This window comes from Tepidiphilus margaritifer DSM 15129 (assembly GCF_000425565.1).
Classification (GTDB): Bacteria; Pseudomonadota; Gammaproteobacteria; order Burkholderiales; family Rhodocyclaceae; genus Tepidiphilus; species Tepidiphilus margaritifer.
In genome coordinates this window covers 1-17,565 of record NZ_AUDR01000002.1, presented here as the reverse complement: position 1 = coordinate 17,565, position 17,565 = coordinate 1, and the positions used below count along the sequence as shown (strand labels likewise).

Annotated in this window: 20 protein-coding genes; 10 read left to right on the top strand and 10 right to left on the bottom strand. The window is 62.7% G+C overall.

Translation table 11 applies throughout. The features are described from left to right. Genes H607_RS0100330 through mltG form a run of 6 tightly spaced genes read right to left on the bottom strand, consistent with a single transcriptional unit; the run spans position 1 to position 4,538 of the window. On the bottom strand, positions 1–714 hold the full coding sequence (locus H607_RS0100330) for an ankyrin repeat domain-containing protein (protein WP_051240497.1): 714 nt from the start codon (positions 712–714) through the stop codon (positions 1–3). Continuing rightward, a complete protein-coding gene (locus H607_RS0100325; protein ID WP_028873776.1) occupies positions 711–1,496 on the bottom strand; it encodes a TatD family hydrolase in 786 nt (261 codons plus the stop codon). Before H607_RS0100325 ends, H607_RS0100330 begins: the two co-directional genes overlap by 4 nt. Positions 1,497–1,508: 12 nt before the next feature. After that, a complete protein-coding gene (locus tag H607_RS0100320) occupies positions 1,509–1,874 on the bottom strand; it encodes a PilZ domain-containing protein (RefSeq protein ID WP_037989115.1) in 366 nt (121 codons plus the stop codon). After that, positions 1,874–2,890, bottom strand: a complete 1,017-nt coding sequence (locus tag H607_RS0100315; protein WP_028873774.1) for a DNA polymerase III subunit delta' — start codon at positions 2,888–2,890, stop codon at positions 1,874–1,876. The genes H607_RS0100320 and H607_RS0100315 overlap by 1 nt, the downstream gene beginning before the upstream one ends. Continuing rightward, a complete protein-coding gene (gene tmk, locus H607_RS0100310; RefSeq protein WP_028873773.1) occupies positions 2,878–3,513 on the bottom strand; it encodes a dTMP kinase in 636 nt (211 codons plus the stop codon). Before tmk ends, H607_RS0100315 begins: the two co-directional genes overlap by 13 nt. After that, the gene (mltG, locus tag H607_RS0100305) at positions 3,510–4,538 is read right to left on the bottom strand and encodes an endolytic transglycosylase MltG (protein WP_037989114.1); all 1,029 of its coding nucleotides are present in this window, start codon (positions 4,536–4,538) and stop codon (positions 3,510–3,512) included. Before mltG ends, tmk begins: the two co-directional genes overlap by 4 nt. Before the next feature lie 96 nt (positions 4,539–4,634). On the opposite strand from mltG, the gene ygfZ reads away from it, so the two are divergent. Both ygfZ and H607_RS0100295 read left to right on the top strand, forming a co-directional pair. Then, on the top strand, positions 4,635–5,630 hold the full coding sequence (ygfZ, locus tag H607_RS0100300) for a CAF17-like 4Fe-4S cluster assembly/insertion protein YgfZ (RefSeq protein WP_028873771.1): 996 nt from the start codon (positions 4,635–4,637) through the stop codon (positions 5,628–5,630). Between the two features lie 3 nt (positions 5,631–5,633). After that, positions 5,634–6,395, top strand: a complete 762-nt coding sequence (locus tag H607_RS0100295) for an NRDE family protein (protein WP_028873770.1) — start codon at positions 5,634–5,636, stop codon at positions 6,393–6,395. A 32-nt stretch (positions 6,396–6,427) separates the two neighbouring features. Here H607_RS0100295 and H607_RS11030 read toward each other — a convergent pair whose 3' ends face one another. Both H607_RS11030 and tadA read right to left on the bottom strand, forming a co-directional pair. Next, the gene (locus H607_RS11030; protein ID WP_051240496.1) at positions 6,428–6,949 is read right to left on the bottom strand and encodes a L,D-transpeptidase; all 522 of its coding nucleotides are present in this window, start codon (positions 6,947–6,949) and stop codon (positions 6,428–6,430) included. Then, a complete protein-coding gene (gene tadA, locus H607_RS0100285; protein WP_028873769.1) occupies positions 6,940–7,434 on the bottom strand; it encodes a tRNA adenosine(34) deaminase TadA in 495 nt (164 codons plus the stop codon). Before tadA ends, H607_RS11030 begins: the two co-directional genes overlap by 10 nt. A gap of 86 nt (positions 7,435–7,520) precedes the next feature. On the opposite strand from tadA, the gene H607_RS0100280 reads away from it, so the two are divergent. The 3 genes from H607_RS0100280 to H607_RS0100270 all read left to right on the top strand — a co-directional run bounded on the left by H607_RS0100280 (position 7,521) and on the right by H607_RS0100270 (position 12,537). After that, positions 7,521–8,957 (top strand): putative nucleotidyltransferase substrate binding domain-containing protein, encoded by a 1,437-nt coding sequence (locus H607_RS0100280; protein WP_028873768.1) that lies wholly within the window; start codon positions 7,521–7,523, stop codon positions 8,955–8,957. A 209-nt stretch (positions 8,958–9,166) separates the two neighbouring features. Beyond that, on the top strand, positions 9,167–12,043 hold the full coding sequence (locus H607_RS0100275; RefSeq protein ID WP_028873767.1) for an adenosylcobalamin-dependent ribonucleoside-diphosphate reductase: 2,877 nt from the start codon (positions 9,167–9,169) through the stop codon (positions 12,041–12,043). A 173-nt stretch (positions 12,044–12,216) separates the two neighbouring features. Continuing rightward, positions 12,217–12,537 carry a helix-turn-helix domain-containing protein gene (locus H607_RS0100270; RefSeq protein ID WP_028873766.1) on the top strand — a complete coding sequence of 107 codons (321 nt, stop codon included), beginning with the start codon at positions 12,217–12,219 and terminating at the stop codon, positions 12,535–12,537. A 297-nt stretch (positions 12,538–12,834) separates the two neighbouring features. On the opposite strand, the gene H607_RS0100265 is transcribed toward H607_RS0100270, so the two are convergent. Then, positions 12,835–13,176: a helix-turn-helix domain-containing protein gene (locus H607_RS0100265; protein WP_028873765.1), complete on the bottom strand. Its 342-nt coding sequence runs from the start codon at positions 13,174–13,176 to the stop codon at positions 12,835–12,837. Between the two features lie 4 nt (positions 13,177–13,180). Further along, positions 13,181–13,546 (bottom strand): type II toxin-antitoxin system RelE/ParE family toxin, encoded by a 366-nt coding sequence (locus H607_RS0100260; RefSeq protein ID WP_028873764.1) that lies wholly within the window; start codon positions 13,544–13,546, stop codon positions 13,181–13,183. A 220-nt stretch (positions 13,547–13,766) separates the two neighbouring features. On the opposite strand from H607_RS0100260, the gene H607_RS11025 reads away from it, so the two are divergent. The 5 genes from H607_RS11025 to H607_RS0100235 form a co-directional block, all read left to right on the top strand. Further along, positions 13,767–14,000 (top strand): hypothetical protein, encoded by a 234-nt coding sequence (locus H607_RS11025; RefSeq protein ID WP_037989111.1) that lies wholly within the window; start codon positions 13,767–13,769, stop codon positions 13,998–14,000. 73 nt (positions 14,001–14,073) lie between these two features. After that, positions 14,074–14,283, top strand: a complete 210-nt coding sequence (locus H607_RS0100250; protein ID WP_028873763.1) for an FmdB family zinc ribbon protein — start codon at positions 14,074–14,076, stop codon at positions 14,281–14,283. A gap of 2 nt (positions 14,284–14,285) precedes the next feature. Next, a complete protein-coding gene (locus H607_RS0100245; RefSeq protein WP_037989109.1) occupies positions 14,286–15,266 on the top strand; it encodes a helix-turn-helix transcriptional regulator in 981 nt (326 codons plus the stop codon). Between the two features lie 432 nt (positions 15,267–15,698). After that, a complete protein-coding gene (locus H607_RS13270; protein WP_157381241.1) occupies positions 15,699–17,300 on the top strand; it encodes a YaaW family protein in 1,602 nt (533 codons plus the stop codon). A gap of 49 nt (positions 17,301–17,349) precedes the next feature. After that, on the top strand, positions 17,350–17,565 hold a 216-nt coding region (locus tag H607_RS0100235), incomplete at its 3' end, for a helix-turn-helix domain-containing protein (RefSeq protein WP_028873792.1).

Below are 17,565 nucleotides of genomic sequence, written 5' to 3'. Positions count from 1 at the left end.
TCACTCGATCACGAGCTGCACTTTGGTCGGCGGTAAGCCTTTGGCGCGCCGGGCCTTCTCGATGAGATCGGCGGTCTCGGTCTGCTGTTTTTCCAACGCCCAGCTCACTGCCGTACGCCCTTCTTCGTTGAGCTTCTCGGTGTCCGCTCCGGCAGCGAGCAAGCGCTTGACCACATCCACGTGGCCGTTGCGCGCCGCCAACATCAAGGCCGTGCTGCCGTTGGGCGCGGCGGCGTTCACATCGACTTTGGCGCGCAGCAGCACGTCGACGCACTCGAGATTGCCCTGCAGCGCCGCATAATGCAAAGGCGTCCAACCGGCGTGATCGACGATGGCTCCGGCATCGATCAGGCGCTGCAGCACCTTGGCGTGCCCTTTGAGCGCCGCCATCATCGCCGGCGTCTCGCCGACGAGGTTGCGCCGGTTGGGAGAAGCCCCGGAGCGCAGCAGCAGATCAACCATCGCCTCGTCGCCATTGGCGGCGGCAAGGTTCAGCAGCGGATTGCCCTTTTCATCGGTGGTATTCGGATCTATCCCCTTGGCGAGCAGTTTCTGGATCGTGGCCGTGTCGCCGTTTTGCACGGCGAGTGCCGTGTCCTCGACGAGATCGGAAGCCTGGGCCGCGGCGATGCCCCAGCCCAAGGCGGCGCTCAGCGCCGCCGTCCGCAGCCAGCGCTTGCCAGAAAGATTCATGGATCGATGCAGGGTACTCATTGCAAAAGGCTCCTTGCCCCGGAAAAGAGGCGGAAAAAATTCTCGGTGGTACGCTCGGCGATGCGCTCGAACGGCACACCGCGCACATGGGCGAGGCACTCGGCCACGAAGCGAACATAAGCCGGCTCGTTCGTCTTGCCTCGATGCGGCACCGGCGCGAGATACGGCGCATCGGTCTCCACGAGGACGCGATCCTCGGGCACGAACGCAGCCACGTCGCGCAGTGCCGCGGCGTTCTTGAAGGTGAGGATGCCGGAAAAGGAAAGGTACATCCCCAAATCGAGTGCCGCGCGTGCCACCTCGCGCGATTCGGTGAAGCAGTGCATCACCCCGCCGATGGTCTCGATCCCTTCCTCGCGCAGGATCGCCAGTGTGTCTTCGGCCGCGGCGCGCGTGTGTACGATGACCGGCTTGCCGCAGGCACGAGCCGCCCGCAGGTGGGTACGAAAGCGCTCGCGCTGCCACTCGGGACGATCGGTGAGCCGATAATAGTCCAACCCCGTCTCCCCGATGCCGATCACCTTGGGATCGGCCGCGAGCTCGACGAGGCGCTCCAGCGTCGGCTCTTCACCCCCTTCGTGATCGGGATGCACGCCAACGCTCGCCCATAGCCGATCGTCGCTGCGCGCAACCGCCAGCACCTTGGGGAAATCCTCGAGCGTCACACCAATACAAAGCGCATAACCGACCCCGTTCGCGGTCATGTTCGCCAACACGTCCGGCAAGCGTTCCGCCAGACCAGGAAAATCGAGATGGCAATGCGAATCGACCAAAACGGTCATCGTTTCCTTTCCTCACAACGTATGGGTCGTACGGCCGGAGCCGAGCAGCGCCCCCAGCTTGCGTTCGATGCGCACCCGCAGCTGCTGGGAGGTTTCCGATTCGGCGAAATGCACGCCGATCCCTTGCACCCGGTTCCCCGGAACGCCCGGAGGCGTGATCCAAACCACCGTGCCGGAGACCGAGAAACGCTCCGGTTCGTCGGGCAGTTGCAGCAGGAGGAAGACTTCGTCCCCCAGATCGTAATGCTTGGTCGTGGGCACGAACACGCCGCCGCGCTGTAAAAAAGGCATGTAGGCCGCATACAGGGCGCTGACGTTGGCCACGTTCAACGACATCACCGTCGGCCGCATTTCGGTGCGCGGGCCTTCCTCGAGCATCATCCTTTCCCTCCAATCAAATCCGCATAATCCGATACGACGTCCTCGAGATAGAGGCGCAGATTGAGCGGATGCCTCACCCACTCGGCCCGCGCTCTCGCCTTGGTCTCCAGCGCGAGCCAAGTACGCAAGGAAGCGCGACCGGCGAGCGCCCTCAGGCGTTCCCCCGCCTGGGGAAAATGGCGCGCCGGGGCACCCGAGGCGACGCGCGCCAGATCGTGCAGCCAGCGCAACCACCAATCCATCCACGCCTCGAGCCCAAAGCCGCTCTCCTGCGTCTCCTTGGCCTTGAGCCACGATTCCAGCCCGGCTGCCCACGTCAGAGGGGACTTCGGTGCCTCTCCCCCTACCTCGGCAAGAAACCGCTCGATCCACCGCCCCCAGCCGGCACGGGCCCACTGCAAGGCAGCCAGCGGCGCTCCGCCGGCGAGATCGAGTAGAGGCGCGGCCTGAGGCCCGCCTTCTTGAGTCGCAAGCCAAGCGAGTGCGGCATCCCGCGCGGGCGGCGCGATCCACCAAACCTGGCAGCGGCTGCGCACCGTCGGCAAAAGCGCCGACGGCGACTCGGTCACCAGCAAAAATGATACTCCCGCCGGAGGCTCCTCCAGCACCTTGAGGAGCGCATTGGCCGTGAACCGGTTCATCGCCTCGGCCGGCACGATCGTCACCACCCGCCGCCCGGCCTCTGCCAGACTCAAACCTTCCTGTAAATCCCGAATTTGTTCGAGCGTGATCTGCCTTCCTTCGTTCCCCAGCGAAGCCTCCGGCGCCAAACGCCAGGCGAGAGGATGATCTCCGGCACGCAGCAAGCGGCAGGAACGGCATTGGCCACACGCCGATTCACCGGCCTCGAGCGGTCGTTCGCACAGCCAGCGGGCGGCGAGCGCTTGGGCGAGCGCCTCTTTGCCCACGCCGCGCGGCCCACCGAGCATGAGCGCCTGGGGTGCACGTTCTGCGGCCATCGCCGCCACGAAGCGGCGATACCAAGGTTCGAGCCAGGGCATCAACTCGGCCATCGCCGTCGTACCTCCGCGATCACCTGCTGCGACAGCACTTCGGGCGAGTGGGTTGCATCGAGTACGAGGAAGCGCCCCGGCTCACGCGATGCCCGTTCGAGATAGGCCGCCCGCACCCGAGCGAAAAAGCACTCGTCGAGCCGCTCGAAACGATCCCGTCCCCGCGCTCCGGCCTGCGCAAGTCGCCGAGCAGCCACGGCCGGGTCGAGGTCGAAGAGAAAAGTGAGATCCGGGCGAAATCCTCCCAGCACCCAGCGCTCGATCTGGGCAAAGCGCGCCGCGTCCACCCCGCGCCCCCCCACTTGATAGGCGTAGGAAGCGTCGCTGAAGCGGTCGCACACCACCCAGCGGCCGGCAGCGAGCGCCGGCAGGATGCGCGCCTGGACATGCTCGCAGCGCGCGGCGAACATCACCAGGAGCTCCGTCTCCGCCTGCATCGATTCCGCGAGCACGACCTCGCGCAGACGCTCACCGGCGGGGGTGCCGCCCGGCTCGCGCGTGCGCTCGAACGGCGTGCCGCGCGACTGCAGGAAATGGCACAAAGCTTCGAGCTGGGTCGTCTTCCCCGCTCCGTCGATCCCTTCGAAGGTGATGAAGGGCGCGCGTCCCGCGGATCCCGTCATGGGTTTTTTCGTCCTTTCTGCCAGCGCGCCACCGCGCGATTGTGTTCTTCGAGCGTGCGCGAGAATTCGCTCGAGCCGTCGCCACGCGCCACGAAATAAAGGTAGTCCGTCTTCTCCGGACGGACCGCCGCCCACAGCGCCGCCCGACCCGGCAGGCAGATCGGCGTGGGCGGCAAACCGCCGCGCGTGTAGGTATTCCAGGGGTGATCCTCACCGAGATGGCGCCGCGTCAGGTTGCCGTCGAATCCCTCCCCCAGGCCATAGATCACGGTGGGATCGGTCTGCAGCGGCATGCCGCGGCGCAGGCGATTGACGAAAACCGAAGCCACTTTGCCCCGATCCTCCGCGCGCCCCGTCTCCTTTTCCACGAGGGAAGCGAGGATCAGCGCCTCGTAGGGCGAGGACAGAGGCAGATCGGGATCGCGCGCCTGCCACGCCGCCTGCAGCTCTTCACTCATCTTGCGATAGGCCTGGCGGTAGAGCTCGCGATCCGGCGTTTTGCGGTCGAACACGTAGGTATCGGGGAAGAATAGCCCCTCGGCCTGCGTCTCACGCGCGCCGATCGCCGCAAGGAGCGCCCGCTCGTCGGCGCCGGCGAGCGTCTTCTCTACCCAGGGATGATGCTCCAGCGCGGCCCGCATCTGGGCAAACGTCCACCCCTCGACGAGGGTGAGGCTCTCGCGGATGCGCTCGCCCCGGCGCAGCACATCGAGCAGCTGCGGCGCCGTCAGACCGCGTTCGAGGCGATAATAGCCGGCAACGATGGAACTGCCGGGCTGCAGGCGCGCGAGCAGATACAAGGCATGCGGCTCGACGCCCACCCCTTGGCGCACCAAGGCACGCCCCGCCTCCAGCACCGAAGCGCCCCGCGGCACTTCCACTTCCATCGTCGCCGCTGGCATCGGCAAGGGTCGCAACCACAGCCACCAGAACGAAGCGCCCGCCAAGCCGAACACGGCGGCCAGTGCAAGCACGATCGCCGCCCCCCATCGCCGCCAAGCGCCCTTGTGTTTTTTCCTGACCACGCAACGCCTCGCAAAGCCCTGCCGTCCGTCGGGTGGACGGTCAAAAGCGCGATTCTATAATGCTTGGATCGACAATTCCGTCCTTCGGTCGTTCCCATGCCCCTGACCCCTGCGCTCACCGAACTCCTCGCTCCTCACCCCTTCCGCCTCGTGGGCGACGAAGTGCTCGCCCCCCCTGCACCCGCAAACGCCCCGCGCCTCGTGCCGTTGCCTTCGCTGGCCGTCCTGACGGCAGAAGGGCCCGACGCCGCCACCCTGCTGCACAATCTCTTGACGAACGAGATACGTGGTCTTCCCCTCGGCGAAGCCTGCTGGGCGGCACTGCTCACCCCCAAAGGGCGCATCTTTGCCTCGATGCTGCTGTGGCGGGAAGCAGAGCATCGTTTCCTCCTCGCCTTGGAAGCGGCGCTTGCCGAACCCTTGCGCGCCGCCCTCGTGCGCTACCGGCTGCGCAGCAAGGTCGAATTCCTCCTCGAAGAAGGGCTCTTCGCCCTTGCCTGCGTACAACCGGATCGGATCGAGCCGCCGCTCGTTCCGCCCAGGCTAGAACGCCGCGAAGAAGGCTCGGCGCTCTTCCTCGCCCCCGGTCTCGCGCTCGAATTCCTGTCCACCGAGGCTGCTCCCGCACGGCTCGAAGCGCTGCTCGCCGCGGGTCACCTCCCCGGTGGAACCGACGACTGGCAGCTCGCCCTGGTGCGCCATGGGTTACCCTGGCTCTTGCCCGAGAACCGCGAAGCCTTCCTCCTCCAATGGCTCAACCTCGACCTGCTCGGCGGCGTGAGTTTCACCAAAGGCTGTTACCCCGGCCAGGAGATCGTGGCCCGCACGCACTACCTCGGCCGGCTCAAGCGGCGAATGTACCGGCTAGGGGCAAACGAAGGAGCATCCCCCGCGGCCGGTACCGAATGTTTCTCCCCCGCCTTCGGGGACCAGGCGGCAGGCCGCATCGTCCTCGCGGCGCCCCGCCCCGAGGGCGGGTTCGAAGCGCTCGCCGTCTTGCAGCGCGAAGCTGCGGAGGCGGGCGAGGTGCGCATCGGCGCCCCCGACGGGCCACACGCCGAGCCCCTGCCCTTGCCTTACCCTCTGGATTGACCCATGTGCCTCATCGCCTTCGCCTGGCAGGCGCACCCGGACTATCCCCTCATCCTCGCCGCCAATCGCGACGAATATTTCGCACGCCCGGCCGAACCCATGCACTGGTGGCCCGACGCGCCGCTGCTCGCCGGGCGCGATCGCACCGGCGGCGGCACCTGGCTCGCGCTCACGCGCAGCGGGCGGCTCGCGGCGCTGACCAACTACCGCGACCCGGCCCAACATCGCCCCGGCGCCCCCAGCCGTGGAGCGCTCGTCGTCGCCGCGGCGCTCGCCGACAGCGCCCCGCTCGCCGTGCTCGAACGCCTCGCCGAGCGCAAGGACGAATACCCGCCCTTCAACCTCATCGTGATCGACCGTGACGAGGCGGCGATCCTCGAATCGCGCACCGGCCGCGTCGCCCCCATTCCCCCGGGCCTGCACGTCTTGTCGAACGCCCTCCTCAACACGCCTTGGCCCAAGGCCGAACGTGCCCGCCGTTTATTGGAATCCGCGCTCTTTCCCCATCCCTCGCGCGAACGGCTGCTCGACCTCCTCACCGACCGGGCGCATGCCCCGGACGATCTGCTGCCCGACACCGGCATCGCCCCCGACTGGGAACGGGCCCTGTCGGCCATTTTCGTTCAAGCACCGGGCTACGGCACGCGCTGCAGCACGCTGGTACTGCGCCGCGCCGACGGCGTCACCGACGTCGAAGAAATCACCTGGAACGAGGCGGGCGAAGCGGCGGGCAGCGTGCGGTTCAGTGTGACGCCCAGTGACTGAGGTTCCGCTCGCGACGAAGCCTTCGCACCCCCTCATTCGGAGGCGGATGCGAGCGATTCTGCCGCCTCCTCCTCCCGCGCCACGATGCGCACTTTCGTCCCCACCGGCACCCGGTCGAAGAGCTCGGCCACGTCGGCATTGCGCATGCGGATACAGCCGTGCGAGCCGGGAACGCCCAGCGGCACCGGATCCGGAGTACCGTGAATGTAGATGTAGCGGCGCATCGTATCGACTTCGCCCAAACGGTTGAAGCCCGGCTCCTCGCCGCACAGCCACAGGATGCGGGTCAGGATCCAGTCCCGGTCGGGATGCGCCGCCGCCAGTTCCGGCGTCCAGATCTCGCCCGTCGGGCGGCGCCCGACGAACACCGCCCCCAAGGGCGCCCCCGCGCCGATTTTCGCGCGGATCCGGTGCCACCCCAGCGGAGTCTGCAGGCTACCCCGACGCTGACCCGCGCCGCGCGCCGCCGTCGATACCGGATAACTCGCCAGCACCGCACCTCCATCATCCACACACCATAGCCGCTGCGCATCGAGCGCCACGATCAGCAACATCCCTGCTCCTTTTTCCGCGCCAGGCGCCGCTCGGCGAAGAAGGCCCGCAACAGTGCCCCGCACGCCTCGGCCGCCACCCCGCCGCGCACCAATGTGTGATGGTTGAGCCGGCGCTCACAAAACGGATCGATCACGCTTCCTGCCGCCCCCGTCTTCGGATCGGGCGCTCCGAAGACCACGCCCGCCAGCCGCGCGTGCAGCATCGCCCCGACGCACATCAGGCAAGGTTCCAGCGTCACGTAGAGCACGCAGCCCGGCAGCCGGTAGTTGTCGAGCCGCAGGGCCGCCTCGCGCAGAGCCACGATCTCGGCGTGCGCCGTCGGATCCCGGCTCGAAATCGGCCGGTTGAAGCCGCGCCCGATCACCTCGCCCTCGCGTACCACCACCGCCCCTACCGGCACTTCGCCGACGGCCCACGCTTTGGCCGCCTCTTCCAGCGCCAGCGCCATGAAGCGCTCGTCGTCCGACTCTCCTTGCTGCAACACTCCTGCTCTCTCGTGCCCTCGCCAAGCGACGAGTCTACCCCAGCCACCCGCCTTCCCGGATAGAATGACGCCGCGAGGAGGAACCCATGGCCACGGAAGAAAGCACGCTGTTCCAGCCGGTAGGGCGCTGGTGCTCGGGCACGGTCCACGCCTGCCCACCTCAGACCCCGGTCGACGTCGCCGCACGCACGATGCAGACGCTCGGCATCTCCAGCCTGGTCGTGGCCGAGACGCCCGAACGACCTCTCGGCATCCTCACCGACCGCGACCTGCGCAACCGCGTCGTCGCGGAAAACCGCCTGCCTTCTACCCTCACTGTGGTCCAGATCATGAGCACGCCCCTGGTGACGGTGGGCGAAGCCGAACCGCTGCACCGCGCCCTCTACCTCATGGCGCGCCATCGCATCCACCGGCTCGGCGTCGCCGACGCCGACGGGCGCCTCGTCGGCATTCTCAGCCAGACCGATCTGCTCCGGTTGCAGCGCCACTCGCCGCACCAGCTCGCGCTCGACATCGAACATGCCGAAGAGCTCGCCACGCTCGCCGGCCTGCAGCGCGATCTGCAACGGCTCGTCGCTGTCCTCGCCCGCGCCGGAACCCCCATTCGCGAGCTCGTCGAAGTGATCGCTTTTCTCGACGATGCGCTCGCCCGCCGCGTCTTCGAACTCAGCCTGCCCGATCCGGCCCTCCAGGACAAGCTCGCTTTTCTCGCCTTGGGCAGCCAGGGGCGCGGCGAGCAAACGCTTGCCACCGACCAGGACAACGCGCTCGTTTTCGCCGACGAGTGCACCCCGGAAGAACGCAGCACCATCGCCGCTTTCGGTGAGACACTCACGCAACAACTCATCGACATCGGCATTCCCCCCTGCCCGGGAGGCATCATGACGCGCAATCCCGACTGGCGCCACTCGGTGAAAGAATGGCGTGCCCTCATCTGGGAATGGCTGCAAAAACCCACCGCCGCCCACCTCATGAACGCCAGCATGCTCGCCGACCTCAAGCCCCTTGCAGGCAACGCCGCGCTCGCCGAGCCGCTGCGCGAAGCCTATTACGAACACGCCCGGAGCGACCCTCTAGTGCTCGCCCGCATGGCGCAGAACACCCTGAGATTCACCGTCCCCCTGGGCTGGTTCGGCCGCATCCGGCCCAACACCGGCGAAGAGGATCTGCTTGATCTCAAGAAAGCCGGCATCTTCGCCATCACCGACGGCGTGCGCATCCTCGCCATCCAGCACCGGGCACTAGAGGGAAATACGTTCGAGCGCATCGAGCGGCTGGCCGCGCTCGGGGTGTTGCCGCAAGCCGAAGCCAATGAACTCGGCGCCGCCTTCGCCTTCCTCACCCGGCTGCGGCTCGACGCCCAACTCGAACGCATCGCCGCCGGGCAGCCCGCGCGCAATGTCCTCCCCTTACGCCGCCTCGGGCGCCTGCAGCGCGCCGAACTGCGCAGCGCGCTCGAGACGGTGCGGCGTTTCCAGAAATTTCTCAAGCTGCATTTTCGCCTCGATCTGCTGCGCAGTTGATCTTTCGACGTTTCGCCGTGCCGCACCCCCTGTCGCGGCGCCGGTTTTCGCCAAAATCCGATACTTTTGTCATACTAAATGTCGTATGTGCAAGGCTTTGAAACTACTACATTTTTTATAACTCATTGATTTAAAAAGACTTTAATTTTTTGCGTTTACCCGGATTCTGGGCTATAGTTCGCCCCGACGAAACGCCCAGGAGCCTTCCGATGAGCCAAGAAAAAACCGCGACCAAACCCACCATCGACACCCTCCCGCCGCAGGAGATCTCCACCGAGGTCCTGCTGGAAAAATATGCCAAAGGCGACGAACGCACCATCGCCGACGTGCGCCGGCGCGTCGCCCGGGCGCTCGCCGCGGTCGAAAAGGAAGAAGAGCGCGCCGCCTGGGAAAAGAAATTCCTCTGGGCGCAGGAGCACGGATTCATCCCCGCCGGGCGCATCAACAGCGCCGCCGGCACCCAGCTGCAAGCCACGCTGATCAACTGTTTCGTCCAACCGGTGGGCGACTCCGTCACCGAATCGGTCGACGGCTATCCTGGCATCTACACGGCGCTTGCCCAATCGGCCGAGACCATGCGCCGCGGCGGCGGAGTCGGCTACGACTTCTCCCGCATCCGCCCGCACGGCGCGCTCGTGCGCGGCACCCAATCGAACGCCTCCGGCCCCGTCTCCTACATGCGCGTTTTCGACCGCTCCTGCGAAACGGTGGAATCGGCCGGCGCACGGCGCGGCGCCCAGATGGGCGTGCTGCGCTGCGACCACCCCGACATCGAAACCTTCATCCACGCCAAGGACCAGGGCGACCTGTCGAACTTCAACATCTCCGTCGCGGTCACCGACGCCTTCATGCGCGCGGTCGAAGCCGACGAGATGGTCGAACTCGTGCACAAAGCCGAGCCCGGCCCCGAGATCAAGGCCGCCGGCGCCTACCAGCGCGAAGACAAACTCTGGGTCTATCGCAAAGTACGCGCGCGCGAGCTCTGGGACCAGATCATGCGCTCGACCTACGACCACGCCGAACCGGGCGTGCTCTTCATCGACCGCATCAACCAGGACAACAACCTCTATTACTGCGAAACGATCGAGGCCACCAATCCTTGTGCGGAACAACCCCTTCCTCCTTATGGTTGCTGTGACCTCGGCTCGATCAACCTCACGCTCTTCGTGCGTGACCCCTTCACCGACCACGCACGCTTCGACTTCGAAGCCTTCGGCAAGGTGGTCGACGTGGCCGTGCGCATGCTCGACAACGTCCTCGACGTCACCCACTGGCCTCTGCCCGAGCAACAGCGCGAGGCAATGAGCAAGCGGCGCGTCGGGCTCGGGTTCACCGGGCTGGGCGACGCCCTCATCATGCTCGGCAAGCGCTACGACACCGAAGAAGCGCGCCTCACCGCCTCCGAGATCTCGCGCTACCTGCGCGACCGGGCCTACACCGCCTCGGTGGAACTCGCCAAGGAGCGCGGCGCCTTCCCCCTCTTCAATCCCGACCTCTACCTCACCGGCGGCAACTTCGCCTCGCGCCTGCCTGCCGACCTCAAAGCGCTCATCCGCAAGCACGGCATCCGCAACTCGCACCTGCTCTCCATCGCCCCCACCGGCACCATCTCGCTCGCCTTTGCCGACAACGCGAGCAACGGCATCGAGCCGCCCTTCTCCTACACCTATACCCGGCGCAAGCGCATGGCCGACGGCACCTTCAAGGAATACAGCGTCGAAGATCACGCCTGGCGGCTCTACAAGCATCTGGGCGGCGACGTGGAGCACCTGCCGCCCGCCTTCGTCACCGCGCTCGAGATCTCGGCCAAGGCCCACGCCGCCATGGTCGCGGCGGTCGCCCCCTACATCGACACCTCCATCTCCAAGACCGTCAACGTCGCCGAAGACTACCCCTACGACGACTTCCAGGACCTCTATACCTTCGCCTGGAAATCCGGCCTCAAGGGGCTGGCCACCTACCGGCCCAACAACGTCGTCGGCGCCATCCTCACGGTCGAGCCTCCCAAGGAAAAAACGGCCGAGACGAGCGAACTCGAATTCACCGACGCCAACCGGCGCCTGTCCATCCAGAAACTACCCGCACCGGTCCTCTCCAGCCTGCGCTGGCCGGGGCGGCCGAAACTGCCCGACGGCAACCCCGCCTGGACCTACATGCTCGAAACGCCGGAAGGCGAATTCGCCCTCTTCGTCGGCCACATCGACCAGAACGGACACGGCGCCTTCCCCTTCGAAGTCTGGGTCAATGGCGCCGACCAACCCCGCGGTCTCGGCGCGGTCGCCAAGACGCTCTCCATGGACATGCGCGCCAACGACCGCGGCTGGCTGCAGCTCAAACTCGAAGAGCTCGCCAAGGTCGTGGGCGAGAAATCCTTCGACATGCCCTTCCCGCCGCATGGCGAACCCAAGCGCTTCCCCAGCGTCGTCTCCGCCTTCGGTCAGGTGGTACGCTACCGCTGCGAACGGCTCGGCGCCTTCGAGCACCTCGGCGACACCCCCGTGCTCGACAGCCTCTTCAGCCGCCACGAGCCCAAGACCGGCACGGAGGGCACGCTCTCCTGGACGGTGGACATCCAGAACCCGACCACGGGCGACGATTTCATCCTGGGCCTGAAAGAGATCACCCTGCCCTCGCCCGACGGCGCCGGCCCCATGACCCGACCCTACGCCATGTGGCTCGCCGGCCATTATCCGCGCTCGCTCGACGGCCTCACCCGGATCCTATCGCTCGACATGCGCGTCATCGACCCGGCCTGGATCGGCATGAAGCTGCGCAAGCTCCTCAACTACCCCGAACCCCTGGGCGACTTCATGGCCTTCGTGCCGGGCGATCGCCGCCAGCAAAACTTCCCCAGCACCGTGGCCTACCTCGCCCGCCTCATCATCCACCGCTACGCCATGCTCGGCATCCTGGATGAACGAGGATTCCCCATCCGCGAAATGGGCCTGCTGGAAGCGCCGCGCGACGAGCGCGATCCCAAGCTCATGCAAGGCGCGCGCTGCAGCGAATGCGGCAACTACGCCGTGATCCGCAAAGACGGCTGCGACTTCTGCACCGCCTGCGGCGCGGTCGGCACCTGCGGCTGACCTTCGCCCCGTCACGGAAAGAAAACGAAACGCCCGGTTAGACGCCGGGCGTTTTTCCCCTGCAAACCGCCCCCATCATCGCGCCGCGTCATGCAATGTGTCACATGCCGAAAAGACGCTGGCCGAAGCGGGTTCTCTTGTGGTGGGTAGTCCGTTGAACTACAATCCAGCGCATGAGAATTGACTCCGAAATTCCCGAATCGCTGAATGTAGGGCGCATCGATCCCGAACGGGTGGATGCTACGACGGAGGCCGACATTGCCCGACAGGCCGCTGCCGATGAAGCCGAGGCAATGCAAGACGTCGCCCGTTTCGTGCGCCGCGTCCGCCTGCGTTTGGGGCTAAGCCAAGCGGAATTTGCCGAGCGGATCAATGTTCCGCTGGACACCATCCGCAACTGGGAACAAGGAAAGCGCCGCCCAACAGGCGCGGCCAAGGCATTGCTCAAAGTGCTCGACAAGGCACCGGAAGCCGCACTCGCCGCCCTGCACTGACCAGGCTGCGCATACCAAAGAACTCTCGATCCCCCGTTTTCCGGAAAATCCAGAATCTGACACTTTTCCAGCTGCGCTTTCTATCGCGCGCAGCCTGTTCGCTGAGCACCACGGCAGCGCGCCATTCGGCGCGGGTGAGCGCGACATAGAGCCGCCGGCGTGCCCTTGCGTGGCTTTTCCTTCCCGGAGCGATCTCCTGCCGCAGGATTCCCCGTCGGGGCCCAGGCCTCGTGCGTGGCCCTCTGGCACCGAGCCCAGTGGCCAGGCTAAAGGAATGATTCCGTCACGCTCTTCCGGCTAGACGGTGGCCTCTTCGTCGTTGCTGGCCTTGTCCGTCGTCCCCTTTCCCAAGTGTTCGATCACGACGGGAGGTCGGTTGGGAAACTTGGCGACCAGCTCGAGTGTGCCCCCCATGCTTTCGATGTAGTGGCGCAAGGTCGACAGCAGCATGTCGCTGCGCCTCTCCAGCCGGGAGATCGTGTCCTGGCGTACCCCGAGGGTGGCCGCGAGCTCCTCCTGGGTCTTTTGCAAGGCCAGGCGCAGGTCCTTGAGCGTAGCCAGTTCCTGGGCCCGGGATTCGATTCTCCGCCGGCGATCTTCCGGCAAAGTGGCCATGATGTCATCCAGTGTCCTTGGCATGGGATCACTCCTTCGTCCTGTCGGTGAGTTCGTCGAGGTGTTCGTCATAGCGATCATCGGCGATCCGGATCAGTCGTTTGTAGAACCGACGTTGGTCTGCGCCGCTTTTGTTGCCTGCCACGAGCACGATGGCCTGGCGCAGGGGATCGAAGGCGAAGGCGACGCGCCAGAGCTGCCCTTTCCAGGAGAACCTCAGTTCCTTCATGTTGGGGTGACGAGACCCCTTGAGGGTGTCGACCGTCGGTCGCCCCAGGTTCGGCCCAAACTCGGCCAACAACTTGGCATGCGCTAAGAGCTCGTCCTGCAGTCCATCGCTCAGGGTGCTGAATTCCTCGTCGAAGGCGTCGTGAAAGAGGACCGTCCAGGTCATGTCATGCACTTGCCGAAGTCATCTTGCAATTATGGCCTAAAAATCATATGGAGCAAAGACCATTTTTGGTGGGTTGCCAGATGTCAGATCCCTGACGATTCCTTTTTTATGAAACCTTGGCAGTGAGGCCAGACTTGCCTCGGTGTGCTACTTGCTCCATGCGTCACATCCCGTCGCCCCCATTCCCTACAATGGGCTCACCTCACGACGGAGCACGACCATGACGCACGAACCGATCTTCCCCGCTTTTTCTTCCACCCTTCCGGCAGACGCACTCACCCGCGCCGCTCTGGCAGGCGCCGGCATCGGCGCATTGCTCGGCGCGGCGGGCTGTGGCAGCGGCGGCCTGGTTGGCCGCCTCCTGCAAGGTGCCGCACAAGGGGCCCTCGTCGGCGCGGCGATCGCGGCCATGGGTACGCTCACCACCGGCCCGCGCGAATCCTGCCGCGACTGAAACAACGCCCGATTCGCCCCTTGTCGCCGGTATATCAAACAGATACCATGTCCACATAAAAAAGGAGGAGACCATGCCGGTCCCGCCCCGCCCTTACACCGTCCGCTGCCTGGAGTGCGGCTGGAAGAAGACCTACGCACCCGCGAGCGACGTCCTGCGTCCCGAGGATCTGCCACCGGCGCTTTGCCCCTTGTGCCGCAGCCCCAAGCTGCAGAAAGAATCCAAAAGCGATCTCGTCGGCAGCATCACGCAAACCCTCAAGCGCATCCTGGGGGACGGTTGACGATGAGCGCCCCTCGCGCCCCGGCGCTGGACAATGCCCTGCTGCTGCTCGACATCCTGCGCTGCATCCCGCGCAAGCGCTACATCAGCAGCACCCGCATCCACCAGATCCTCGTCGCCCAGGGGCGCGAGGTGAGCCTGCGCACCGTGCAGCGCCACCTCGACACGCTCTCGGCCAGCTTTCCGCTCGAGGTCGACACCCGCTCCCGCCCCTATGGCTACCGCTGGCAGGCCCAGGCCGCCGGGCTCAACCTGCCCCTGCTCACCCCCAGCGAAGCGCTGCTTCTGCAACTCGCCCGGGCCGACCTCGCCGCCCTCTTGCCCACCCGCATCCTCACCGCGCTGGAGCCGCTGTGGTCGAGCGCCGCCCTCGAGCTCGGTACCCGCCCCGAAGCCGAAGCGCAGCGTCGCTGGCTGCACAAAGTCACCCGCATTCCCGACAACCAACCCCTGCTGCCACCCAAAATCGACCCCGACGTGCTCGAGGAAGTCAGCGAAGCCCTCTACGCCGAAGAAACCCTCGCGCTCACCTACCGCAACGCCCGCGATGAAGCGCGCGAGGCGATCGTCTGGCCGCTCGCGCTGGTGCAGCAAAGCGTACGCCTCTACCTCGTCGCCCGATTCGAGGGCTACGACAACCAGCGCATCCTCGCCCTGAGCCGCATCCAAAAAGCCCGCCGCACCGGCGAGCGTTTTCCCTATCCCTCCGACTTCCGCCTGTCCGACTACGTCGCCCAAGGACATTTCGGCATCCACCGCGGCCGCCGCGTGCGCGTGCGTTTCGTCATCGACCCGGCAGTAGGCCGCCACCTCGTCGAAAGCCCGCTCGCCGAAGATCAAATCGTCGAGCCCACCGCCAACGGACTTGCGATCACCGCCACCGTGGTCGAAACCGAACTCCTGCACCGCTGGCTGCGCGGCTGGGGCGAGGCGGTCAGGGACGTCGAGATTACGCCCGTGGCAAGTCAAGATTCATCGTGCTAAAAAACCAGTGATGGAGATCGCCATGCAATGCCCGAAATGCAAATCGGACCGCATCGAAAAAAGAAACATCGCCAAGCGAGTTGGCACGGTTATTGGCCTCGCAGCCGGGGCTGCGGGCGGCGGCGCAACGATAGGTACCGGGTACCGGCGCCACGGTCGGCGCTCAAATCGGTGCAAGGGCCGGCTTGGTCGCAGGGCCAGCCGGCGCACTGGCGGGTGGCGCCGCTGGTGCCCTCATCGGCGCCCTCGCAGGAGCGGTAATCGGAGCAGAAGTTGGCAAAAAAGTCGGTGAAGAAATCGACGAACACATCCTCGACTGTCAGGTCCCGGACGATTGCATCGATCCGCGATCGTCGTGCATTATTCCTGGGTCGTGAGACGATGCGTGAGTTGATCGAATCGCTCAATTTGATTTATTCGAAGGAGAAAAAAATGATTGACGCAATCAAAGAAAAAATAGAAGACATTAAAAAAGGTGATCTATATGCACTTTTATCAATATGCACTCGCGAAGATCTAGATCCATTGGTAGAATTAATAAAAGACAAATTAACAAATTCTTTAGAACAAAATGATGATTATAAAAAACACTATCCAGATCACACAAAATACTACAAAATAATTGGTGACGAAATTAGATTGTTTGGGGGAAACACATTAAAAAACCTGTTTAGGGGAGAAGGGCCATCATATGACGAGATTGTAATTGACGTTTGTAAAAAACTTGATGTTCCGTATGAAAAAGGCAAAACAGTTGACAATGAAAATAACATTTTAACCTTGTTTTTTGAAAAACAATGGAATTTGCTTGACGATAATGAAAAAAAGAAGATAATTTCTGAGGCAAAGAAAAAGGCGTCGATCGGATCAGTAAAGAGTTTTATAAATCAAACCTTGATAACAAGGTTTGTATTTGGACCCCCAGGATGGAGTATGGCTTTATTTAGTTTTTCCGATCCTGCGTTTTCTGTAACTGTGCCTTCTGTTATTCATATTGCCGGCCTTAGAAAGAAATACATGGATTACGCAGAAAAAAATAAAAATCAGGAGATTGATGATAAATATTTATCTGTTCCTCAATATAGAATCCAATCAAATGAAGAATTTATCTTATCAGATTCAACTGAATCGCCTCCAGTACTATCCATGCGGCTAATTCATGAGCCCCACAATGCCAATTGGATTAATGTAGGCAAGGAAGAAAATATTAGTCGCATTAATATGTTAATTCAACAAATACCCGGCCTTGTAACGAAAGGGGAAATTTCGGCAACCAAATACATGGAGGTTGTGATTGATGGACCGCTACTTAAGGCAAAAGGGGTTGATGGATACAGATTAATGACCAAAAAAGATGGATTATTCAATAGTCATGGAATACTTTTAGAGCCTAATAAACTATCCAGCATAGTAAATGCGACTGTATTATTTTCTTTTATATCAATGGCAGTTGCACAAAAACACTTGGCTGATATCGATAAAAAACTTTCAACGATATCAAAAAATATAGAAAAAATAATTGAATTTCAACAAAATGAACGCATTTCTTCTATTAAAAGCTCTATTGACTATTTCAACCAAGTAGCCCGAACGGTAATTCATGGAAAATCACGTGAAAATATTCGCAACCAAATAGAATCATACGAGTCAATTTTGCTTGATAAGCAAAACCATATTGTAACAGATATAGAAAATGAAATTAATAAGATCGAAAATATAAAGACAAAAAATATTTTTGGGTTAAATGATATAATTGAATCCATTAAAGATCATCAAAAAAATTTGGAATACTTATACCGTCAGTTATTTCTTTGTATTCGTGCAAGACTCTACGGATGGAAGCTTCTTTTGTTTTATCCAAACGAGGAGAATTTTTTAAAAGATGACAGAATGCTGTCATTGGAAAATGATATTAATGATTTTTTTGGAGAAGATGGTAGTCTTATACCAAAGATAAAGAAATTAATGGATGAGAAGATAAGTGTCAGGTCCCGGACGATTGCATTGACCCGCGACGTCGTGCATTATTCATAGGTCGTGAGACGATGCGCGAATTGATCGAGGAACTACGGAGGCAACAGTCATGATGGTCCGACTGCACAAGAACGCCACCACGACCCCTGCGACCCGGCGCTACATCCAAAGCTCGAACCTGCCGGTACGCCGCCTTGCCCGGGAACTGGGAGTGTCGGAAGACACCATTCGGCGTTGGAAGAAACGCACCGACGTCGAAGATCGTCCGCACACGGCGCATCGCCTGCAGACGAACCTGACCCCGTTTCAGGAGGCGGTCGTGGTG